At 59.4% G+C, this 15626-nt stretch carries 10 protein-coding genes and 3 pseudogenes; 7 read left to right on the top strand and 6 right to left on the bottom strand.

The genetic code is table 11. The features are described from left to right. Positions 1-10 precede the first annotated feature (10 nt). Positions 11-910 carry an alpha/beta hydrolase-fold protein gene (locus M729_RS0112055; protein WP_027161696.1) on the top strand — a complete coding sequence of 300 codons (900 nt, stop codon included), beginning with the start codon at positions 11-13 and terminating at the stop codon, positions 908-910. A gap of 26 nt (positions 911-936) precedes the next feature. Here M729_RS0112055 and M729_RS0112050 read toward each other — a convergent pair whose 3' ends face one another. Continuing rightward, positions 937-1275, bottom strand: a complete 339-nt coding sequence (locus tag M729_RS0112050) for a hypothetical protein (RefSeq protein ID WP_084652616.1) — start codon at positions 1273-1275, stop codon at positions 937-939. Between the two features lie 378 nt (positions 1276-1653). Then, positions 1654-2094: a hypothetical protein gene (locus M729_RS0112045; RefSeq protein ID WP_013533589.1), complete on the bottom strand. Its 441-nt coding sequence runs from the start codon at positions 2092-2094 to the stop codon at positions 1654-1656. Between the two features lie 241 nt (positions 2095-2335). Between M729_RS0112045 and M729_RS01000000134940 the strand changes: the two are divergent. From M729_RS01000000134940 to M729_RS01000000134920, 5 genes and pseudogenes are all read left to right on the top strand, one after another. After that, a pseudogene (locus tag M729_RS01000000134940) lies at positions 2336-3500 on the top strand (IS481 family transposase). Between the two features lie 884 nt (positions 3501-4384). Continuing rightward, complete coding sequence (locus M729_RS0112035) at positions 4385-4948, top strand: hypothetical protein (protein WP_027161694.1); 564 nt, start codon at positions 4385-4387, stop codon at positions 4946-4948. Positions 4949-4977: 29 nt separating this feature from the next. Beyond that, positions 4978-5967 carry a S8/S53 family peptidase gene (locus M729_RS1000000138800; RefSeq protein WP_245267562.1) on the top strand — a complete coding sequence of 330 codons (990 nt, stop codon included), beginning with the start codon at positions 4978-4980 and terminating at the stop codon, positions 5965-5967. A gap of 1119 nt (positions 5968-7086) precedes the next feature. Further along, positions 7087-8048 (top strand): annotated as a pseudogene (locus M729_RS01000000134925) (DUF1403 family protein). Positions 8049-8053: 5 nt separating this feature from the next. Continuing rightward, positions 8054-8781 (top strand): annotated as a pseudogene (locus tag M729_RS01000000134920) (SMC-Scp complex subunit ScpB). Between the two features lie 188 nt (positions 8782-8969). On the opposite strand, the gene M729_RS0112000 reads toward M729_RS01000000134920, so the two are convergent. Further along, positions 8970-10067: a GSU2403 family nucleotidyltransferase fold protein gene (locus M729_RS0112000; RefSeq protein ID WP_027161689.1), complete on the bottom strand. Its 1098-nt coding sequence runs from the start codon at positions 10065-10067 to the stop codon at positions 8970-8972. A 346-nt stretch (positions 10068-10413) separates the two neighbouring features. Between M729_RS0112000 and M729_RS1000000136465 the strand changes: the two genes are divergently transcribed. After that, a complete protein-coding gene (locus M729_RS1000000136465) occupies positions 10414-11433 on the top strand; it encodes a DUF3883 domain-containing protein (RefSeq protein ID WP_050596216.1) in 1020 nt (339 codons plus the stop codon). A gap of 46 nt (positions 11434-11479) precedes the next feature. Here M729_RS1000000136465 and M729_RS01000000134910 read toward each other — a convergent pair whose 3' ends face one another. The 3 genes from M729_RS01000000134910 to M729_RS0111980 all read right to left on the bottom strand — a co-directional run bounded on the left by M729_RS01000000134910 (position 11480) and on the right by M729_RS0111980 (position 15487). Then, the gene (locus tag M729_RS01000000134910) at positions 11480-11803 is read right to left on the bottom strand and encodes a DCL family protein (protein ID WP_032808334.1); all 324 of its coding nucleotides are present in this window, start codon (positions 11801-11803) and stop codon (positions 11480-11482) included. Between the two features lie 85 nt (positions 11804-11888). Continuing rightward, on the bottom strand, positions 11889-14525 hold the full coding sequence (locus M729_RS0111985; RefSeq protein ID WP_027161688.1) for a DEAD/DEAH box helicase: 2637 nt from the start codon (positions 14523-14525) through the stop codon (positions 11889-11891). Continuing rightward, on the bottom strand, positions 14522-15487 hold the full coding sequence (locus M729_RS0111980) for a DUF1837 domain-containing protein (protein ID WP_084652605.1): 966 nt from the start codon (positions 15485-15487) through the stop codon (positions 14522-14524). Before M729_RS0111980 ends, M729_RS0111985 begins: the two co-directional genes overlap by 4 nt. Positions 15488-15626: the final 139 nt, after the last annotated feature.

The following is a 15626-nucleotide window of genomic DNA, read 5'->3' as shown; positions in this document are numbered from 1 at the left end:
GGAGATATCCATGTCCAAGATATCCATGTCCAACGCGACGCCAGCCCTGATCGCCAACACGGCGGTCCACGATCTCGTTCCGGCGCAGGGCGGCGCGCCCTGGCGGATATTCCTGCATGTGCCGTCCGGGCCGGTGCCCGAGGCCGGCTGGCCGGTCCTCTACATGACCGACGGCAACGCCGTCATCGGCACGGCGGTCGACGCCATGCGCGCGCAGGCCTTCTATCCCACGGGCACCAATGTCGGCTGGGGCGTCATCGTCGCCATCGGCTATCCCGTCGACGGCGCCTATGATCCGCTGCGCCGCTCACGGGATCTCGGCCCGCCGCCAGGCAAGACCTACCCGCCCTTCCACGAAGGCACGCCCGAAGTCCGGACCGGTGGGGCAGGGAAATTCCTTGCTTTCATGGAGGATGAGCTGAAGCCGTGGGTCGCCAGCCGGGTCACGGTCGATGCCAGCCGCCAGGCGCTTTACGGCCATTCTTTCGGTGGCCTGTTTGCGCTCTACGCCCTGTTCACGCGGCCTTCTTCCTTTCAGACCTGGATCGCGGCGAGCCCCGCCATCTATTGGGAAGAGCGTGCCATCGACCGCTTTCTCGAAGCCTTCGAGGCCGCCATTCCCGATGGTTTGGCGGCGACCATGATCCTGTCGGCCGGCGAGTACGAGACCGAGAAGCTGGCGCCGTTCCAGATTGGCGCCGAGGACGAGGAAAAGCGCCTGAAGCAGAAAAAGGTGACACGCACCGACGCATTCGCGCGGGCAATGGCGCAGCGTCTTGACGCTCTCCCGGGCGTGCGCGCCAGTTTCGAACTGCATGCCGGCGAGAACCACATGTCGATCCTGCCGGTCACCGTCAATCGCGCGGTGCAGGCGGCGTTTGCGGTGAGGAGGGACACCGCCCTTTGCTGAACGCCGCAGCAAGACGGTCGGCGCTGTCATTCCTGTGAAGGGGAGGCGCTCAATCGGCGGTAGGAGACGCCGCCGAAGTTTGCCGTCACAAAATCCGTGACGAACATCTTGCGCTTGCCTCCGTCGCTGCAGGCGTAAACCGGCCAACCGGCATCGCTGCATTCGCTGGCAGCGCAGATGCGCGCCAGGCAGTTGCCGATAGTCAGCCGGAAGCCGCCCTTGCCGGCGAAGCCTTGCAACAGGCTGCCGTCCGCCGAGCGCCATGTCCGCGCACGGAATTCCGCCCGCAAAAGCAGTGGTTCGAGAGGGACCGCAAGGTTGTTTTCGCCGGCACGCCCTGCGAGCTGCAGACGGAAGCGCGCCATTGCGGTCGCGTATGCAGTCACAAGATCGGCTTGGCGAAAATAGGCGGTTGCCAGGCTTGGGCGGTCAAGCAGATGAGACGTCCAGTCGCCTGCCCCTACCGGCCTCACCAAGGCAACAAAGGCAAGAAAGGCGAAGCAAGCTCGTGACATTTCCAGCAGCCATATCTGTCTCGGCGTGCCGGTTTGCCCCCCGGTTGCCCTCCCATAACATCCCGCCAATCGGCGCCCGGCGCAAGCCGCTTGCTAAGGCAGTTCAGAAGGCCGCCGAGCAAGGGATCCTGGAGCCGAAGACGGTGACCCGCATCGACGAACCTGTGCGGGCGATCGCGAGAGGGTGGCGGTGTTTGCGGCAAGGGATCTTGACCAGCCCAGGGTTTCCTAGCCGATGCGAGCCGGCGGCAGCTCGAACAAAGTGGCGCCGTTCTCCCGGCCGCGCTCGACATAGCCGATGACGCCGAACCATCTTGCGACATCCGGCCCCTGGAGCCAACTGCGCGAATGGATGGCGAGGTTGCCGGCGAGCGCCTGGATATGCCTGATATGCCGCTTGCAGAAACGGACGGTCGTGGCCCGGAAGAAGTCCTCCCGTGCGGCGAACAGCGTGTCGGCGGCGTCGCTGTTCTCATGCCAGGCGATGATCGCCACGGCCTTGTCGCCCTCGACAAGCGCGTGTGCGCGGCCCTCCTTCAAATTCATCATAAGGTTGTCGTAGGCGATCTTGCTGTCCTTGCCGGCAGCGACGTATTCGTCCGACATCCGCTTGGACAGACCGCGAAAGACATCCTCCAGATCCCCAAGCGTTGCTGCGCGTGCTCTCATTTCACCTCCTGCAGCCCCAACGGGCAGTTTGCCCTAGGGTTGAGGGGTGGCCAAGCAAATTAAATCCGCCGGCGGGCTAATGTGCGCAAAGTGATTCCACTTGGCGATGCAGGCGGCGACGCGACGGGGGTGCCCAGAACTGCCCTTCCCGAGAGATGGGTGACAGTTCATTCCGGATAGATGGGTTACACTTTCGGCCCTTTGCAAGGAGAGCAAGGTGCCTTGGAAGGAGTGTAACGTCATGGAAGAGCGGCTGAAGTTCGTCGCCCGGCTGCTGGACGGCGAGAAGATGGCGGTGCTTTGCCGGGAGTTCGATATCTCGCGCAAGACCGGCTACAAGATCCTCACGCGCTACAACGACAGCGGCCTGGAGGGGCTGACGGACCGATCGCGGCGGCCCTATCGCCACGCCAATCAGCTTCCGTTTCAAATCGAGAAGCTGATTGTGCGCCTCAAGCAAGACAAGCCGACATGGGGTGCGCCGAAGATACGCGAGCGGCTGGCCCGGCTGTATCCGGATGTGCACCGGCCCGCGATCTCGACGGTGCATGCCGTGCTCGACCGCCACGGCATGGTCGAGCGCCGCAAGCGCAGGCGCAACAGGGCGACGGGGACACCACTTTCAAACGGCTGTCGCCCTAACGATCTTTGGTGTGCCGACTACAAGGGCGAGTTCATGCTCGCCGATCGGCGCTATTGCTATCCGCTGACCATCACCGACTTCGCCAGCCGTTATCTCATCGCCTGCGAGGCGCTCTCGACCACCAAGGAAGCCTATGCCTTCACCGTGTTCGAAGGCGTTTTCAAAGAGTTCGGCCTGCCCAGCGCGATCAGGACCGACAATGGCGTTCCCTTCGCCACCCCCCACCGCGCTGTTCAATCTCAGCAAACTGTCGGTCTGGTGGCTGCGCCTGGGCATCGACATCGAGCGCATCAAGCCGGGCTGTCCGCAGCAGAATGGCCGCCATGAGCGCATGCACCTCACCCTCAAGAAGGAGACCACCAAACCGGCCGGCGCCAATTTCCTTCAACAGCAGGCCAAGTTCGATGACTTCATCGACGAGTTCAACTCACAACGCCCGCACCAGGCGCTCGACATGGACTGCCCGGCCGAGCGCTACACGCCCTCAACGCGTCCCTACACCGGCTTGCCCGATCTCGACTACCCGTTTCACGACAAGGCCGTCACCGTCACCACCTGCGGCCGCATCTGCTATAACCGCAAGAAGATCAACCTCAGCCTTGTCTTTGCCGGCCAGACCGTCGGAATCAAACAGGTCGAGGACCATATCTGGCTGGCTAGCTTCATGGACTATGATTTGGGATATTTCGACCATGAGACATGCAGGCTCGAACCACTCCAAAACCCCTTCGGGCCAAAAGTGTTACCCATGTCTCCGGTATAAACCGTAACCTATGTGTCCGGAACGGACCAACGGGAAAATGGTGCCCAGAGGCGGAATCCAAGCGACGGAAAACTCGCTCTGTTTCCAAATTGTTAGGCCTACGCTATAGCCGGGCTGGCCAACAAAAATACCAACAAAATATTTCTGTGGATTGGTTCGGTGTTCTGGACACGATCTGTTCGCGCAATTGCTCTTTCACACTCCTTGCAACAGAATTTGTTACGCGGCTACAAGGCGATCGGATGCGGCGGCGACAGGCACTCGGGAAGCACCTGCCGGTCGAGCTAGGCGCGACCCCGACTGTTGATCAGATCGGCATGCGGGCACTTCGCACGAGGTGCGCCGGCAGTAGCCCATGCACCTTGTTTTTTCAGACGTACTCGCGTTCAGAACTGCAAATTGGGCGGCGCGATGCCCAGCTGAAGAGAATTGCGTCGAAGTAATCTGAAGGCCGGCTCGAGGGCTCTCCGATGGCCGGAGCGCAAGGGAGCTTTGCTGCGCCCATGCGGGTAGGTTCACACTCCGCGTATTCGGCGACATCCGACAATTGTGTCGGCTTTGTCGTTTTGACGACACAGCCTTTGTTCGGCGGGCGCCTGGACGTTTGGCTAAGCCGCTGAAAGCAAACATACAACACTGTTCCTGGCGCGCTATCATCTAGATTGGCATGAAGTTTGCGCCTGGTCGAGAGAGCGGGAGCTGCTTGACTCGGCAAAAAGTGAACAACGGGAGATCACAGATTTGTTGCGAATGAACACCTTGGCCGCTGGCGGCCATGCGTCTGCCGCTAGAGCCACCGTATGGTTTGAAAATGCTGCGAGGGACTGCAGTACGCGTGTCGATCGCACATGATTTGCTGGCGGCTCCAACAATGGGCGTTGCAGATGTACATACGGTGGGCGGCCGGTTACGTCCTGTTCGTGATGGCATTCTTCGTAAGCGCTATGGCTGCGAACGGACAGGAGACCAGCCTTGTCGGCATTTACCAGGGTTCGGAGCTAACCGCGGCCGCCAACCATCTGGGACAAGGCGGATACGAGCTGTCGGGTGGAACCAAAGTGTCTTTCGACAAGTGGTACCATAGCAAATGGATCGACATGCGATTTGAAATGTTGACGCAGCTGTCGGATGATTTCGGTCTCCTGTGGGGCGCGAGCACCGGCCAACGTGCCGAAAAGGTCCGAATCGACCCAGGTGTGAAACTCGGCTTTATTCTGCAAAAGCGACCGACGCTATCCACGACGCTTTCTCTCACCGTCAGTTCGATTTTGGGCGGGAACCTGACGGAACGACCTTGCACGGCTGACTATGGCGCCATCGGCGGTTTCCAGACAGTGAATTGCCGTCTGGCCACGTCGCAACTCCGGCCTGCGGACACGTTGAAATATATGGCAAAAATTAATCCAAGCCGCTTGAAAGTCGATCTCCGGTTCAGGAGTAAATTCTAGCGATAGGAGCATAGAAGGTACATTTCGTCATGAAGAACAATCCAGACAGGAAGTTTATTATGCACAAAACACACTTCTTCCCGGTAGGACTCGTTGCCGGTCTTTTCATGTGCCTGCTGACGGCACCCGGTTTTGCTGGCGATCTCGATACGGGGGTCAGCGGCAAGGGGAGGGCCGGAACGCCAACCACGGAAAGCAGTAGCTCGGACTGCCGACAAAATGCCGACGGGACCTTTTGCTGGATGAGCCCGGATATTGGTGAAGCATGGGCATCGGGCCATACCGGTTCTGGGGTATCGGTGACTGTCGTAGATGACTTCACGGGACAGCGCCGAGTCGATGGAGATCTCGGTCGCGGTACGCAGAGGCAGCGACATGGGGAATGGGTCGCGGAAATTGCCGGCATGGTGGCCCCTGGTGCATACATGTTCAAGCATGACTTTTCCGACAAGTCCTCGATCAGGCTGCAGGAGGGCCTCAATGTCATTAATCTGAGCTACAGCGTTCCGCAGCCCCTGAGCCAGCATACGCTCGAGCAGTCGATTGTCGATGCGGCTCAGGCGGGTGCTGCGGTCTTCACAAAGTCAGCCGGAAACAAGTCCGTACCGGTAGGTACCCCGACCGAAGGGCATATTGATTTCCTAGCTCTTGAGCTGATTGGGACGCAATCGACAATTTTGGTGGGTGCGCTCGAGCACAATGGCACTCCCGAAAACAAGGCAAAGCTGGCCTCCTATTCGAATTACGCCGGTTCAGATTCGGAGGTGCAGAACCACTTCCTCACGGTGGGGGTCGAAAGTGACAAGATTGGGCTATCCGGGACGTCTGTCGCGGCACCTGTGGTTGCAGGCTATGCCGCCATCCTTGGCAGCAAGTTCACGTTAGCAACACCGACACAGATTGCTAATCAGTTGCTGGATACGGCTAGGACCGACATGCTCGTCAACTACAATCCGGCGACTTACGGCCGCGGCGAGGCCAGCCTTTCGAGGGCATTGGCACCAGTTTCGATAAGGTAGACGAGCACTTCGATCGAGCAACTGATTCTGTGAGGCGTTGAGAGCCACACAAATCGCCTCCCAGAATTCAGCAGCTGTGCCGTTGTCCGATCCAGTCATAAACAAGAGCCACTGCGTTCTTATCGAAGTCCATTGCCGGTAAACAAGGCCGAATAGCGCTTTCCCATCTCATGTATGAAGGCAGAGCCATGTCCTTCCGCTCAATCACAGCCGCATCACCTTCTTCTCCTGCAGGGCCAGTTCTGACCAAGGAAGAGCGGAGCGCCGGCGGCACCTCTGCGTCATGGTCTTCCCAGCCTGGTGCTCGAACGGCGAGAGCGCCCGAACTCGAATGTGACATCCCTGGAAAGAGGCATCAAGCCGCAGCAGCTGGTGTCGGTCGAATATTCCAAGGTCCTATCAGCGCCTGTCGCGAGGTTTTCCGGGCGTGAATTTTCGATTGGGCGATGCGTTCGCGCTGAGTGGGGTCTTGGCGGAGCAGGTCGGGGAGCAGTTCGACTGTGTCATAGGGTTGCTGGCCCGCATCCCTGCTGGAAGACCCGTGATGCAAATCACCTAACGATCCTTTGTCACATATTAGAGGCGCCCCTACGTCGTATGCTCTTTCACTCGCCGCTCCACTGGCAGCCCCGTGCAAATCCGACGGCCAGCATGTTTCAGGTACGATTAGGCGGGCGCTGGATGACTAGGCTGGGGTGGCTTCTGGCCGCTGCAATCTTGACGGAGGGTTTATAGAATAGGCAATGACGCGGGATTTAGAGTTGGTGATCCGGCTCGGCCTCTTCGAAAGGTGTCGCGGAAGCCGGTCGCCGTGACCAACTCCAGGTACCGCGATAGTCGCGACGAGAAGACGGGGACGTGAGTGGCTGCACCGAACCGCCGTGCGGGTGTCCGAAGAGCAATGTTAGGCGGCTAACCTGCGGCAAGTGAAAGCAATAGAGCTAAGTGACTGATAATGTAACATTATCGTTCGTTATGTTGGTGCGACAGGTGCGGCGGATTTTTGCAATTGGGTTGCCAAAAGCGCCGCCGTGATTCATCCTGCTTTCGATGATTCTGCATCCCGAAATTCTCCTGCACCATCACGCCGCGCTTGCCGGCGCCCCTTTGACCGCGCCGATGGCAATGGTGCCGACCTGGCTGCGCCGGGTCGTTCTCGATGCGCACAGCCTTGCGGCGAAACAGGTTGAGGACATTGCCATCACTGCCGGCGCCGCCATCGGCGCGCTCGATGCGGTGGTCCGCCGGCAGGAGCGGTGGGCCGGCGCGTGGCGGCAGCGGCTGGGGCTTGCGGCGGCGGCGGCAACGGTGAAGCAGGCGGGCCGCATCGAGGATGAAAGCGCGCTGCGCGACGCCGTACTGCTCACACGACCGGGCGATTTTTTGTCCTCCAGGTCGACAAACCCCGGTCCCGCCGGGCTTTTGCTGCTCGGCTGGCGCCGGTTGGCAGCCCGGCCTGGGGACGAATTGCTGATAGTGAAAAACCTTGCTGCGGTGTTAGAAGAGTTTGGCTACGCCCCGAATGATGAGGTGGTCAGCGATCTGGCGGATGATCTGCGGCAACTCGGCGCCACAGAAGGCGCAGTCGGCACGCTGACCGGCGCGTTCATGGTTGCAGAACGATACGGCTTTGAGCGCGCCGTCGGCGCATGGTTCGCCGACGCCCTGTTGGCGCAACGGCTGGGCTGGACCCATGCTGTACCGCTGCTGGGCGCCGACACTGGACAAGCGCCCGACCGCGTCGATCGGCGGCCAGTCCAGTGGCGACAAGCATCGAGACAAATCCTGAACGTGCCAAAAGTCTGCTTGCTGCGCAGGCGCGCGCCGCGTTGCGGGCCGTCGATCTTTTCGCAGAGCTTGAGCGCCGGGCGGACCGGCTGCTTGCCGTTGCCCCAAGACTTAGGGCCAAGGCAGCAGACGCCGTTGTCGAAAAGCTCTTGTCCGAGGACGCGATCGTCGCTTCGGAAAGGATTGCCGGCATCAGCGATCGCGGACTGCGCCGGCTGTTCGATCGGCTGGTTGAGCTTGGCGCCATCCGCGAATTGTCAGGCCGCCCGACTTTCCGAATCTATGGGCTTTGACGCTAATGGTCGAGGCGGCGCGTGCGAGAAGGGGGAAAGGTCGATCAGCTGACCATCGATCAGGCGAACGGCGATCAGCTGACCAGCTGTTTGACCGGGAGCTGGATCATCTGCCGCCGGAGGCGCGTTGGCGCGAATGGATGAACCGCGTCGAGGCAACCATTTTTGCCGCGAGCGAACCGGTTACACGCGAAACGCTGGCCCGAGTTGTCGGCAAGAGCTGCAGCGTCGATCTGCTGATCGATGACATCCGCGAGGAGCTGCGCGGCCGGCCCTACGACCTCGTCGCGGTTGCCGGCGGCTGGAAGCACCTGACGCGCCCGGCCTATGCCGATGCCATTCGCAATGCATTCGGCGCCGCCGGCGGCAGTGCCGGGGCTTGACGCAGTCGGACGTGCTGGTGCTGATGTGCATCGCCTATTTCCAGCCGATCACCCGCGCCGAACTGTCGTCGTTCTTTGGGAAAGAGATTTCCCGCGACCTCATCGGTCATCTGCGTGGCGCCGGTCTGATTGCGTCCGGGCCGCGCAGCCCGACGCCCGGTGCGCCGTACACCTATGTCACGACCAAAGAATTCCTGCTCGAGTTCGGGTTCGACACGCTGCGCGACCTGCCGGATTTCGAGGCGCTGGAGGATGCGGGTCTGCTCTCGAAAGAGAAGCTGCTGGGCGGTGACATCATGCCCAATTTTGCCCTCGGCCAAGAGAATGTCGGAGACGAGACGAGCGGATAGCTGTGCGTGGACGGGAGAGCGCCAGAAGCGTCAGGGAAAACAACCGAGGCCGAGGACGGCGGCTACCGCCTCCAATAAGCATGGGCTTGTAAAGGGAATTGGTGAAGGGCTTGTCTGGGTGTTGCGAGTGAATCGTCAGACAAGTGCGAAAATGGAGAGGGCGGCTTTCGGATCGCCCTTTTTGCTGGCTACGACTTCACGGCCGAGCTGAAGCCGGCCAGCTCTTCGCCGATCTCGACCAGGGCCTTTCTGAGTGTCTCCTCGACTTCCTGTCGTTTCTTCGGCGGCATCAGGCCCAGCCCCTTCAGTATCGCCTCGCGCCAGTGCTGTCCTCTCCCCCACGCTTCCGAGAACACTGTTGCAAGGTCGTCCTGGCGACGGGTGGCCTCCAAGGCCTGGACAAGCAGGCTGGCCTGATAGACGTCTTTTTCGCGCTTGGCGACGCCGTTTGTATCTGATTGCCTGCGGGAGGCGACGATGAGCTTGTGAACTGCATAGCGTTCCGGCGACGGCACGGTTACAGGCACCCCTGACCGATGCAGCATCACCGTCCGGATGGGCTCATGGATCAGGAAATCAAGGAAACGCAAAGGCTGCGCCGAAGCCCCGCCCAGTGCTGCCATCGGACTGGCGTGGTCGGTGTAGTCGTCGGATCCCCGGTTCGGCGTAAGAAACTCGACCTTGTATCTCGTTGCATTCTCGAATTGCGTCGAGTGCCCGGGATCCGATCTGTGGGGAATCTCCCTGAAGGTTGGGTCAATCTCTCTCAAGATTTCCAGGATCGGCGGCAGGCTGTCTGCGACCGACGACGAGATCGAGTAGTGCTGCGCGAAATCGGCATCGCCAGTTTGCAATGAAGCACCGGGCAGTCTTACGCCGAGATGTCCCGCATACGTCTGGAAAGCAACTGTACCGACGAGCACGCCTCTTAGGCGGAAGATTCCTGCTGTTCCCATGACTTCAACGACATCGCCAGTGAACCGGTCCGGTGCAGTCAGCCCTGCTTCGCGGGTGAGCGTGGAGACGAGTTTCCGACGGCTGCGGAGATCTTCCTTGATTTCCTGGAAGGCTTCAACGCGTCTCGCAATCTCAGGATCGTCGGATGGGCCGACATACTTCCTCCTTTTCTTGGGCTGGGTTTCCTCAAAATACCAGTAATCCCGCCCCTTCACCGGAACCCGGACGAAATTACCTGCCGTTGAGAAGTCGGTTTCGAACGATGCATCAAGGGAGCGCTGGACGAGTTCCGCATACATCGTGCGATAAACGAGATCGACCGTCTTCATGCGGCAGCTCCGTTATAAGAAAAACGCGATTCTCTTATAGAGGTATGAGCTGGAGCGACGCAAGCGGCGTTATAAGAAAACTGCAGAAGTCTTATAATGTCGCCGGATCGACTCCCAAGCTGCGGCCAGCATTCCGGCCGTTCGGCTGACTTGGAAAAAAATCCCAAAACCTGCCGTACGCTCCCACGCGAGCCAGTCACATCTGCGGGCAGAAAGCAGTCATATCATCAGCGTGAGGATTTGAGCTGCTGGCGACAAGCCGACTTAATGCTGCACACTCCCCAATTATGTGCTCATTACTAGGCGTCGCGGCTCTTGTCGCTGCGAGACCGCCTTGGGGGAGGCAATGAGCGATACACTCAAAACTGTACCAGTTGTCTTCGTGAACATCGGCTGGATGACGGTTTACGCCGGGGCAACGGCAGCTGACCCGACGATTGGCGGGCACGGCCATCTAAGAAGCAGCTCTGTAGGGCACGAAGCATGGAATTTTCAGCCCAATAGAGGCAGGGTGTATGGGTACATTCCCCGTAATTCCTCGATCGCGCTCGAACGGCTCGGCGCTTCGAAGAGGGCGGACACACTGGATGGAGTAACTGTGATATGGGTCGCCCGCGATCCTAGGAACTCAAAGACCTACATAGTTGGCTGGTACGAGGGCGCCACGTTTCACAGGCGGACCCCGGGCATTCGACTTCATCGCAATGGAGGTTTCGACGTCCACTATCAGGTGGTGGCGCCGGCGACGAAGGCTACATTACTGAAGGCTGACGCGCGGGTGTTTCCCATTCCCACCGCGAAGGGGAAGGGAAACCTTGGTCAGAGCCCGGTCTGGTACGGCAAGGAAGAAGCGTTTAGATTAAAGGTACTTACATACGTAGCGGCAGGTGGTGTGGTGCCAGCTACGAAAATGGAGGACGACCGCAAGGGCGGGTCGCCTAGACAGCCCGACGCTGAACTGCGCAAGCGCATCGAAGTCGCTGCAGTCAACCATGCCACAAATCACTATCAATCTGCTGCCGGTGGCAGCAGGACGATTAGGAGCGTAGAAGTGGAGGGGAAGGGTTGGGACCTGGAAGCAATAGCGTTCGACGAGAGCTTCCTGAAGATCGAGGTGAAAGGGCTGCAAGGCAAAGCGATAGTAGCGGAGCTCACGTCGAACGAGTACTCGAAGATGCTGCACGTGGACCACAGAGGGCACTATGTCGTCTACATAGTGACCGGTGCGTTGGAGAAGAAGCCCACTGCGCACATCTTCCGCTTCGACGCAAAGCGCAGCAAGGAGGCTAAAGCTGGGGTTTGGGTGACTAACGACGGACGCGTTCTGAAATTGCAGCCGGTTACGGCCGCCCGCATCAGTTGCTGAAATGGTTGTTGTAATTTCCTGACCCGCTATGCCCGGCGCCGCCCGATCAGTCGTACGGTTTTGGCTCTAGGCAGTGGCCGATCGAAAAGTCGATTTTGGTACCATCGCTTCTAACTACCCAGAAGCATCTCTTTGAAAATTGTGGGACGTCTTTTGGCGGGGTGTCTACCTCAAAGCCCGTAATGCCAGTTCCAACCTTTTCTTCAAGCTCATCATGGCGATCAAGTAGTGCAGACAAATCAGCTGCGTCTTCGGTGCTGACTCGTTCGCCGATTTCATAGCGCTTCAGCATGGCTGAGTAGAACGCCGTGGCGTCTCCAACCTTATCAAACGATCGCGTGGCGAGCGTAATCCGCCGTGCCTGCCCCATAGCCGATCCCCTTTCCCGGGAGAGTACCATATTTGTTGTCCGAACCTAAACGCCGGCCCAGCTGGTTTTCCTAAGGGGTCGACCGCTAAGCATTTTGTTCCGGCTGGTATACTGGCGGTGTCTCGCCGAGTAACTTCTCGCGCAACTCCCGCACGATGATGGAAGGCATCCCAGCACCTTCCAGAGCGTCTGCATTGGCACGCATCCAGTCGCGACACGCAACCTGATCCAAGTCGTCCATGGCGACCACTTCGTACAACGCGACGGCGCTCATCCTCGAAAGCCCTAGCTCCATCAGCGATAGCAGCGTCGTGGTCGAGATGCCGAACTCAAGAGCCAGTCCGATGTCGAAGCTTTCCCGGAGAAGATCGGCTCGTCCGGCTCCATTCAGGTGGACCTTTAAGACATCCATGTAAGCAGCGATGTACTTCGGAGCGGCGAAGCGTGCGGTTTGCTCGACCATCTCCATCGTCTGGCGGCATATCTTTGGCACGTTGATAGCCTTTCCGTTCCGTCGAAGGTTCTCGATGCGTGCCTTGATCATACGGGCAAGCGACCAACCGCGGAGCCACCGTTGAACGGTCACCGCATGACCGTACATCAGCTCATCCGGCTTGAAAGCCGGGTAGAGGTGATCGTTAATCGCCTTCATTACGAACATCATGGAAGCTATAGCCTCGTCGTCCTCGGTGGCCGCGAGGATCAAGTCCTCGGGTTCGCCCGGATGTCGGCCGAAAAACTCGAGAAGGGATTGCATCGCGATGGCACTGACTCCCGGATGCCGTGCGACCAGTGTCGGAGGCAATCGATTAGCCTCACATAGCTTAGCGAGCACTACCTCAAGCTCTGCGACGAATCTTGGATCATGTCGCTTTGCGAACGCGGCGTTGGAGACGGAGCCGGAACGCAGAAATGTCGAGATGAGATAGGAAGATACCTGTTCGAGCTTGGAGTCGCGGCCTACTTCCTCCATGGACAGGCTCGCCCGCGCTGTCAAAAAGCCCAGAATCTCCTCCGGTGCCTCCATCACCGCGTCTGTCTCGCGCTTGATTTCGTAACGCGTGCGCTTGGGCACTCCTATCGGCCATGCTTCTTCGTCGTGGGGATCGATGCAAACGATCTTGCCCTGGAACTCGTCACCCCATCGACCCGCACGACCGGCCAAATTCCAGAAGTCATGCGCCAACATATGCTTGCCGCTTCCCTTCCTCGGGCCGCGGAGCACGATCATTCGGCACGAGAGATTGACACCCTCGATGAGGGTCGATGTGCACACCAGGAAGCGGATTTTACCGGATTTGAAAAGCCGCTCGATCTCCGAACGCAATAGGGACGGCATGTTGCCGTAGTGAAATGCAACACCGCGCTCAACGAGCGGCGCGAGCAGGTAATCTTGATGAACCCCCTTTCGCGAAAGATCGGCGAGGGCCGCCAACTCCGGGTCGATAGCCCCCCTTGGTGAACCTTGGTTCAGCAAAAAGGCGATCTTTTCCGCCTCGTCTGCACCGTTGGCGTAGATCAGGGTGCCTGACCGCTGACCTGTCAGTGCCTGCGCAATAAACGCCACCCTCTTTCGAAGGCCCATCGGTCGGTCCGGCAGGCTCAGGATGCCGACGTCTTCAGGCTCGTCGCCGCGCCGGACCGCCAGTTCGTATTTGGTAGTTTGGCGCTTAACCTGCCGGGCGAACAGAACGTTCTGCAACACCGTCGGGGCGTCGCTTTCGATAACACGGCGATCGGCGGACGCCGGAGCGTCTTCCAGCAAGGTCTGCGGGTTCTGCGTCGCTGGACTGATGAAGACTGCCCGAACCTTCGGGCTAGCCCGCACCGCGCGCTCGATCGCGTCCTGCAAGATTACGCCCCGTTTGGTGTCACCGATCTTATGGGCTTCGTCGACCACCATGAGGTCTATACCCATCTCATCATTCAGCGCATTGGCAAAGAGGTGCAGTCGCTCTTGGGTGAAGACAGCGATCAGCGGGGGACCGCCGTCCCGCATAGCCAAATACTCGTCGGTCAGTGGCAGCGAGCTGATCCGGATTTCACCTGTGCCGATGCCAGCACTTGCCAACATGCTGCGGAGATTGGCTTCGGTCTCGCTCACCAGCGCTCGGGTCGGAGCGAGATATACCACCATTCGGGCCCGCTTCGCCTGCACCTGGTCCAATAGCCACTGCAGCACCAGATATGTCTTCCCGCATGCGGTCGGTGCCGAGGCGGACACCCAACTCCCATCGTTACCGGCACCGGTCCAGAAGGACCGCTGGAAGGCGTTGACCTCCATGAGACCCCCGGTTGTCTCGAGTACCACGGAGTTCTTAAGGCGGTTTCTCGTCAATTCCAGCCGGGCACCGACACCTAGGCGTGCATCTAAATCTGACCCGACCTCTTTCCGCCGCTGCGCAAGCACAACCGCCAGCTTGTTCGACAGTTGCTCGAACAGCAACGCCGCCGCATCCCGCGTCGGACCTCGCTCCGTCAACGTCATTGCGGAAGTCGCGATCAAAAGCGCAGCTTCGCGCGGACGCCGACTTTCCGAGCGGGCCAGGATGCTTCCGGCGAACAGCAGCCGTTTCCAATCTATGGCGGTCAACGCATTGCCGATGGACTCCACCGGTTCCACGTTTTCGAGCTCCTGAAGCGCATTGACCCGCGACAACAGGCCAAGATCGACGGCGACACCTTCGGCCAGTAGCCAGTCGATGAGCTCTTCCTCGCTCACTTGGCTAATCCCAAAGATGCCCGAACAGCCGTGCGGAACGCCTCAGCGTCAGGAAGCGGCAGGCAGAGGAATTCTATCTGGCAATCGGTTAGCTTCTCGATGGCTAGCCGGTTCCCGACATTCATGGACCACTTGTTGAGCGCCTCTCTTGACGCGTCCACTATGTCGTTCGCCCCACACTTCTCGCCAGCGGCAGGATAATCATCGCTATCGAAGCCAACCAGGGCGACCGCGCGATATCGCTTCCTCTTCACGAGCGGGTCCGTCTGGTCGAAAAACCGGCGCAACGAAGCGTTGAGTTCGGGTTTTCCGAGATCGGCTCGCTCGCTGAGCAGCACAAGATCACGTTCGCGGCTTGCTGCCTCCCCCTCTTCCTCGTCGAGAAACGGCCTCAACGAGCTAAGGCATTCGCGGATCGCCCTGGTCACATCGGAATGGATCTTCGACTCGCCCCAGTACAGATTAAGCACGCCCTCCTCGTCGACGTTGGCATATACGCCATCGGCGCCATGGTAATGCACTTGCGCACTGGTCTTGAGCGACATTTTGCAAAGGATCTGCGGCAGGCCTAGGAAGCGCTCGGCAAGCAGGTAAAGGAGAAGCTCACCTCCCTCGCCGGACGTTTTCAGATCGGTGAAAGTACCAACTGCGCGATGATAAAGTTCAATCGTGGCCGCGAAGCCACCTTCTCGATAGTCCCGCTCTTTCGCGCGCAGACGGGCCTCATGCGGGATTGCATAGTCGATCACCGCCGTTCGGATGAACTCCGCTAGCCGCGCGGCGCTGACGCGACCGTCGGCGCCAACCTTGAGGCAATGGCAGTGGATGCGAACCTTGCAGCCCGCGATCTCGACATTACGCTCCACCAAGTCGAGGTGAACCTCGAGAGTGTTCGGCTTGGACTCGATCGCCTGCTTAAAGTCTGCTAAAGACAGCGGCGCCAACGCCTTCGTGTCGATCAAGCCAACCCCCTGTGCCACAAGTGTTTAGCGTTACTATTACGTGCCGATAACCTTGATAACTAGCCTTTTCGACATTTAAGAGTGCCGAATCCAGTCCAGCTGTAACGATCATTCGACAGACGGATAAATTACATCAAGG

Source organism: Mesorhizobium sp. WSM1293 (assembly GCF_000513875.1).
Classification (GTDB): domain Bacteria; phylum Pseudomonadota; class Alphaproteobacteria; order Rhizobiales; family Rhizobiaceae; genus Mesorhizobium; species Mesorhizobium ciceri.
This window is presented reverse-complemented; position numbering and strand designations above follow the sequence as displayed.

Excerpts from the sequence above, each read along its gene's own strand:
- M729_RS0112045 (WP_013533589.1), bottom strand. The coding sequence starts at position 2,094 with ATGAGAGCACGCGCAGCAACGCTTGGGGATCTGGAGGATGTCTTTCGC.
- M729_RS1000000136465 (WP_050596216.1), top strand. The coding sequence starts at position 10,414 with ATGAGCGATACACTCAAAACTGTACCAGTTGTCTTCGTGAACATCGGC.
- M729_RS1000000138800 (WP_245267562.1), top strand. The coding sequence starts at position 4,978 with ATGAAGAACAATCCAGACAGGAAGTTTATTATGCACAAAACACACTTC.
- M729_RS0112055 (WP_027161696.1), top strand. The coding sequence starts at position 11 with ATGTCCAAGATATCCATGTCCAACGCGACGCCAGCCCTGATCGCCAAC.
- M729_RS0112035 (WP_027161694.1), top strand. The coding sequence starts at position 4,385 with ATGTACATACGGTGGGCGGCCGGTTACGTCCTGTTCGTGATGGCATTC.
- M729_RS01000000134910 (WP_032808334.1), bottom strand. The coding sequence starts at position 11,803 with ATGGGGCAGGCACGGCGGATTACGCTCGCCACGCGATCGTTTGATAAG.
- M729_RS0112050 (WP_084652616.1), bottom strand. The coding sequence starts at position 1,275 with ATGGCGCGCTTCCGTCTGCAGCTCGCAGGGCGTGCCGGCGAAAACAAC.
- M729_RS0112000 (WP_027161689.1), bottom strand. The coding sequence starts at position 10,067 with ATGAAGACGGTCGATCTCGTTTATCGCACGATGTATGCGGAACTCGTC.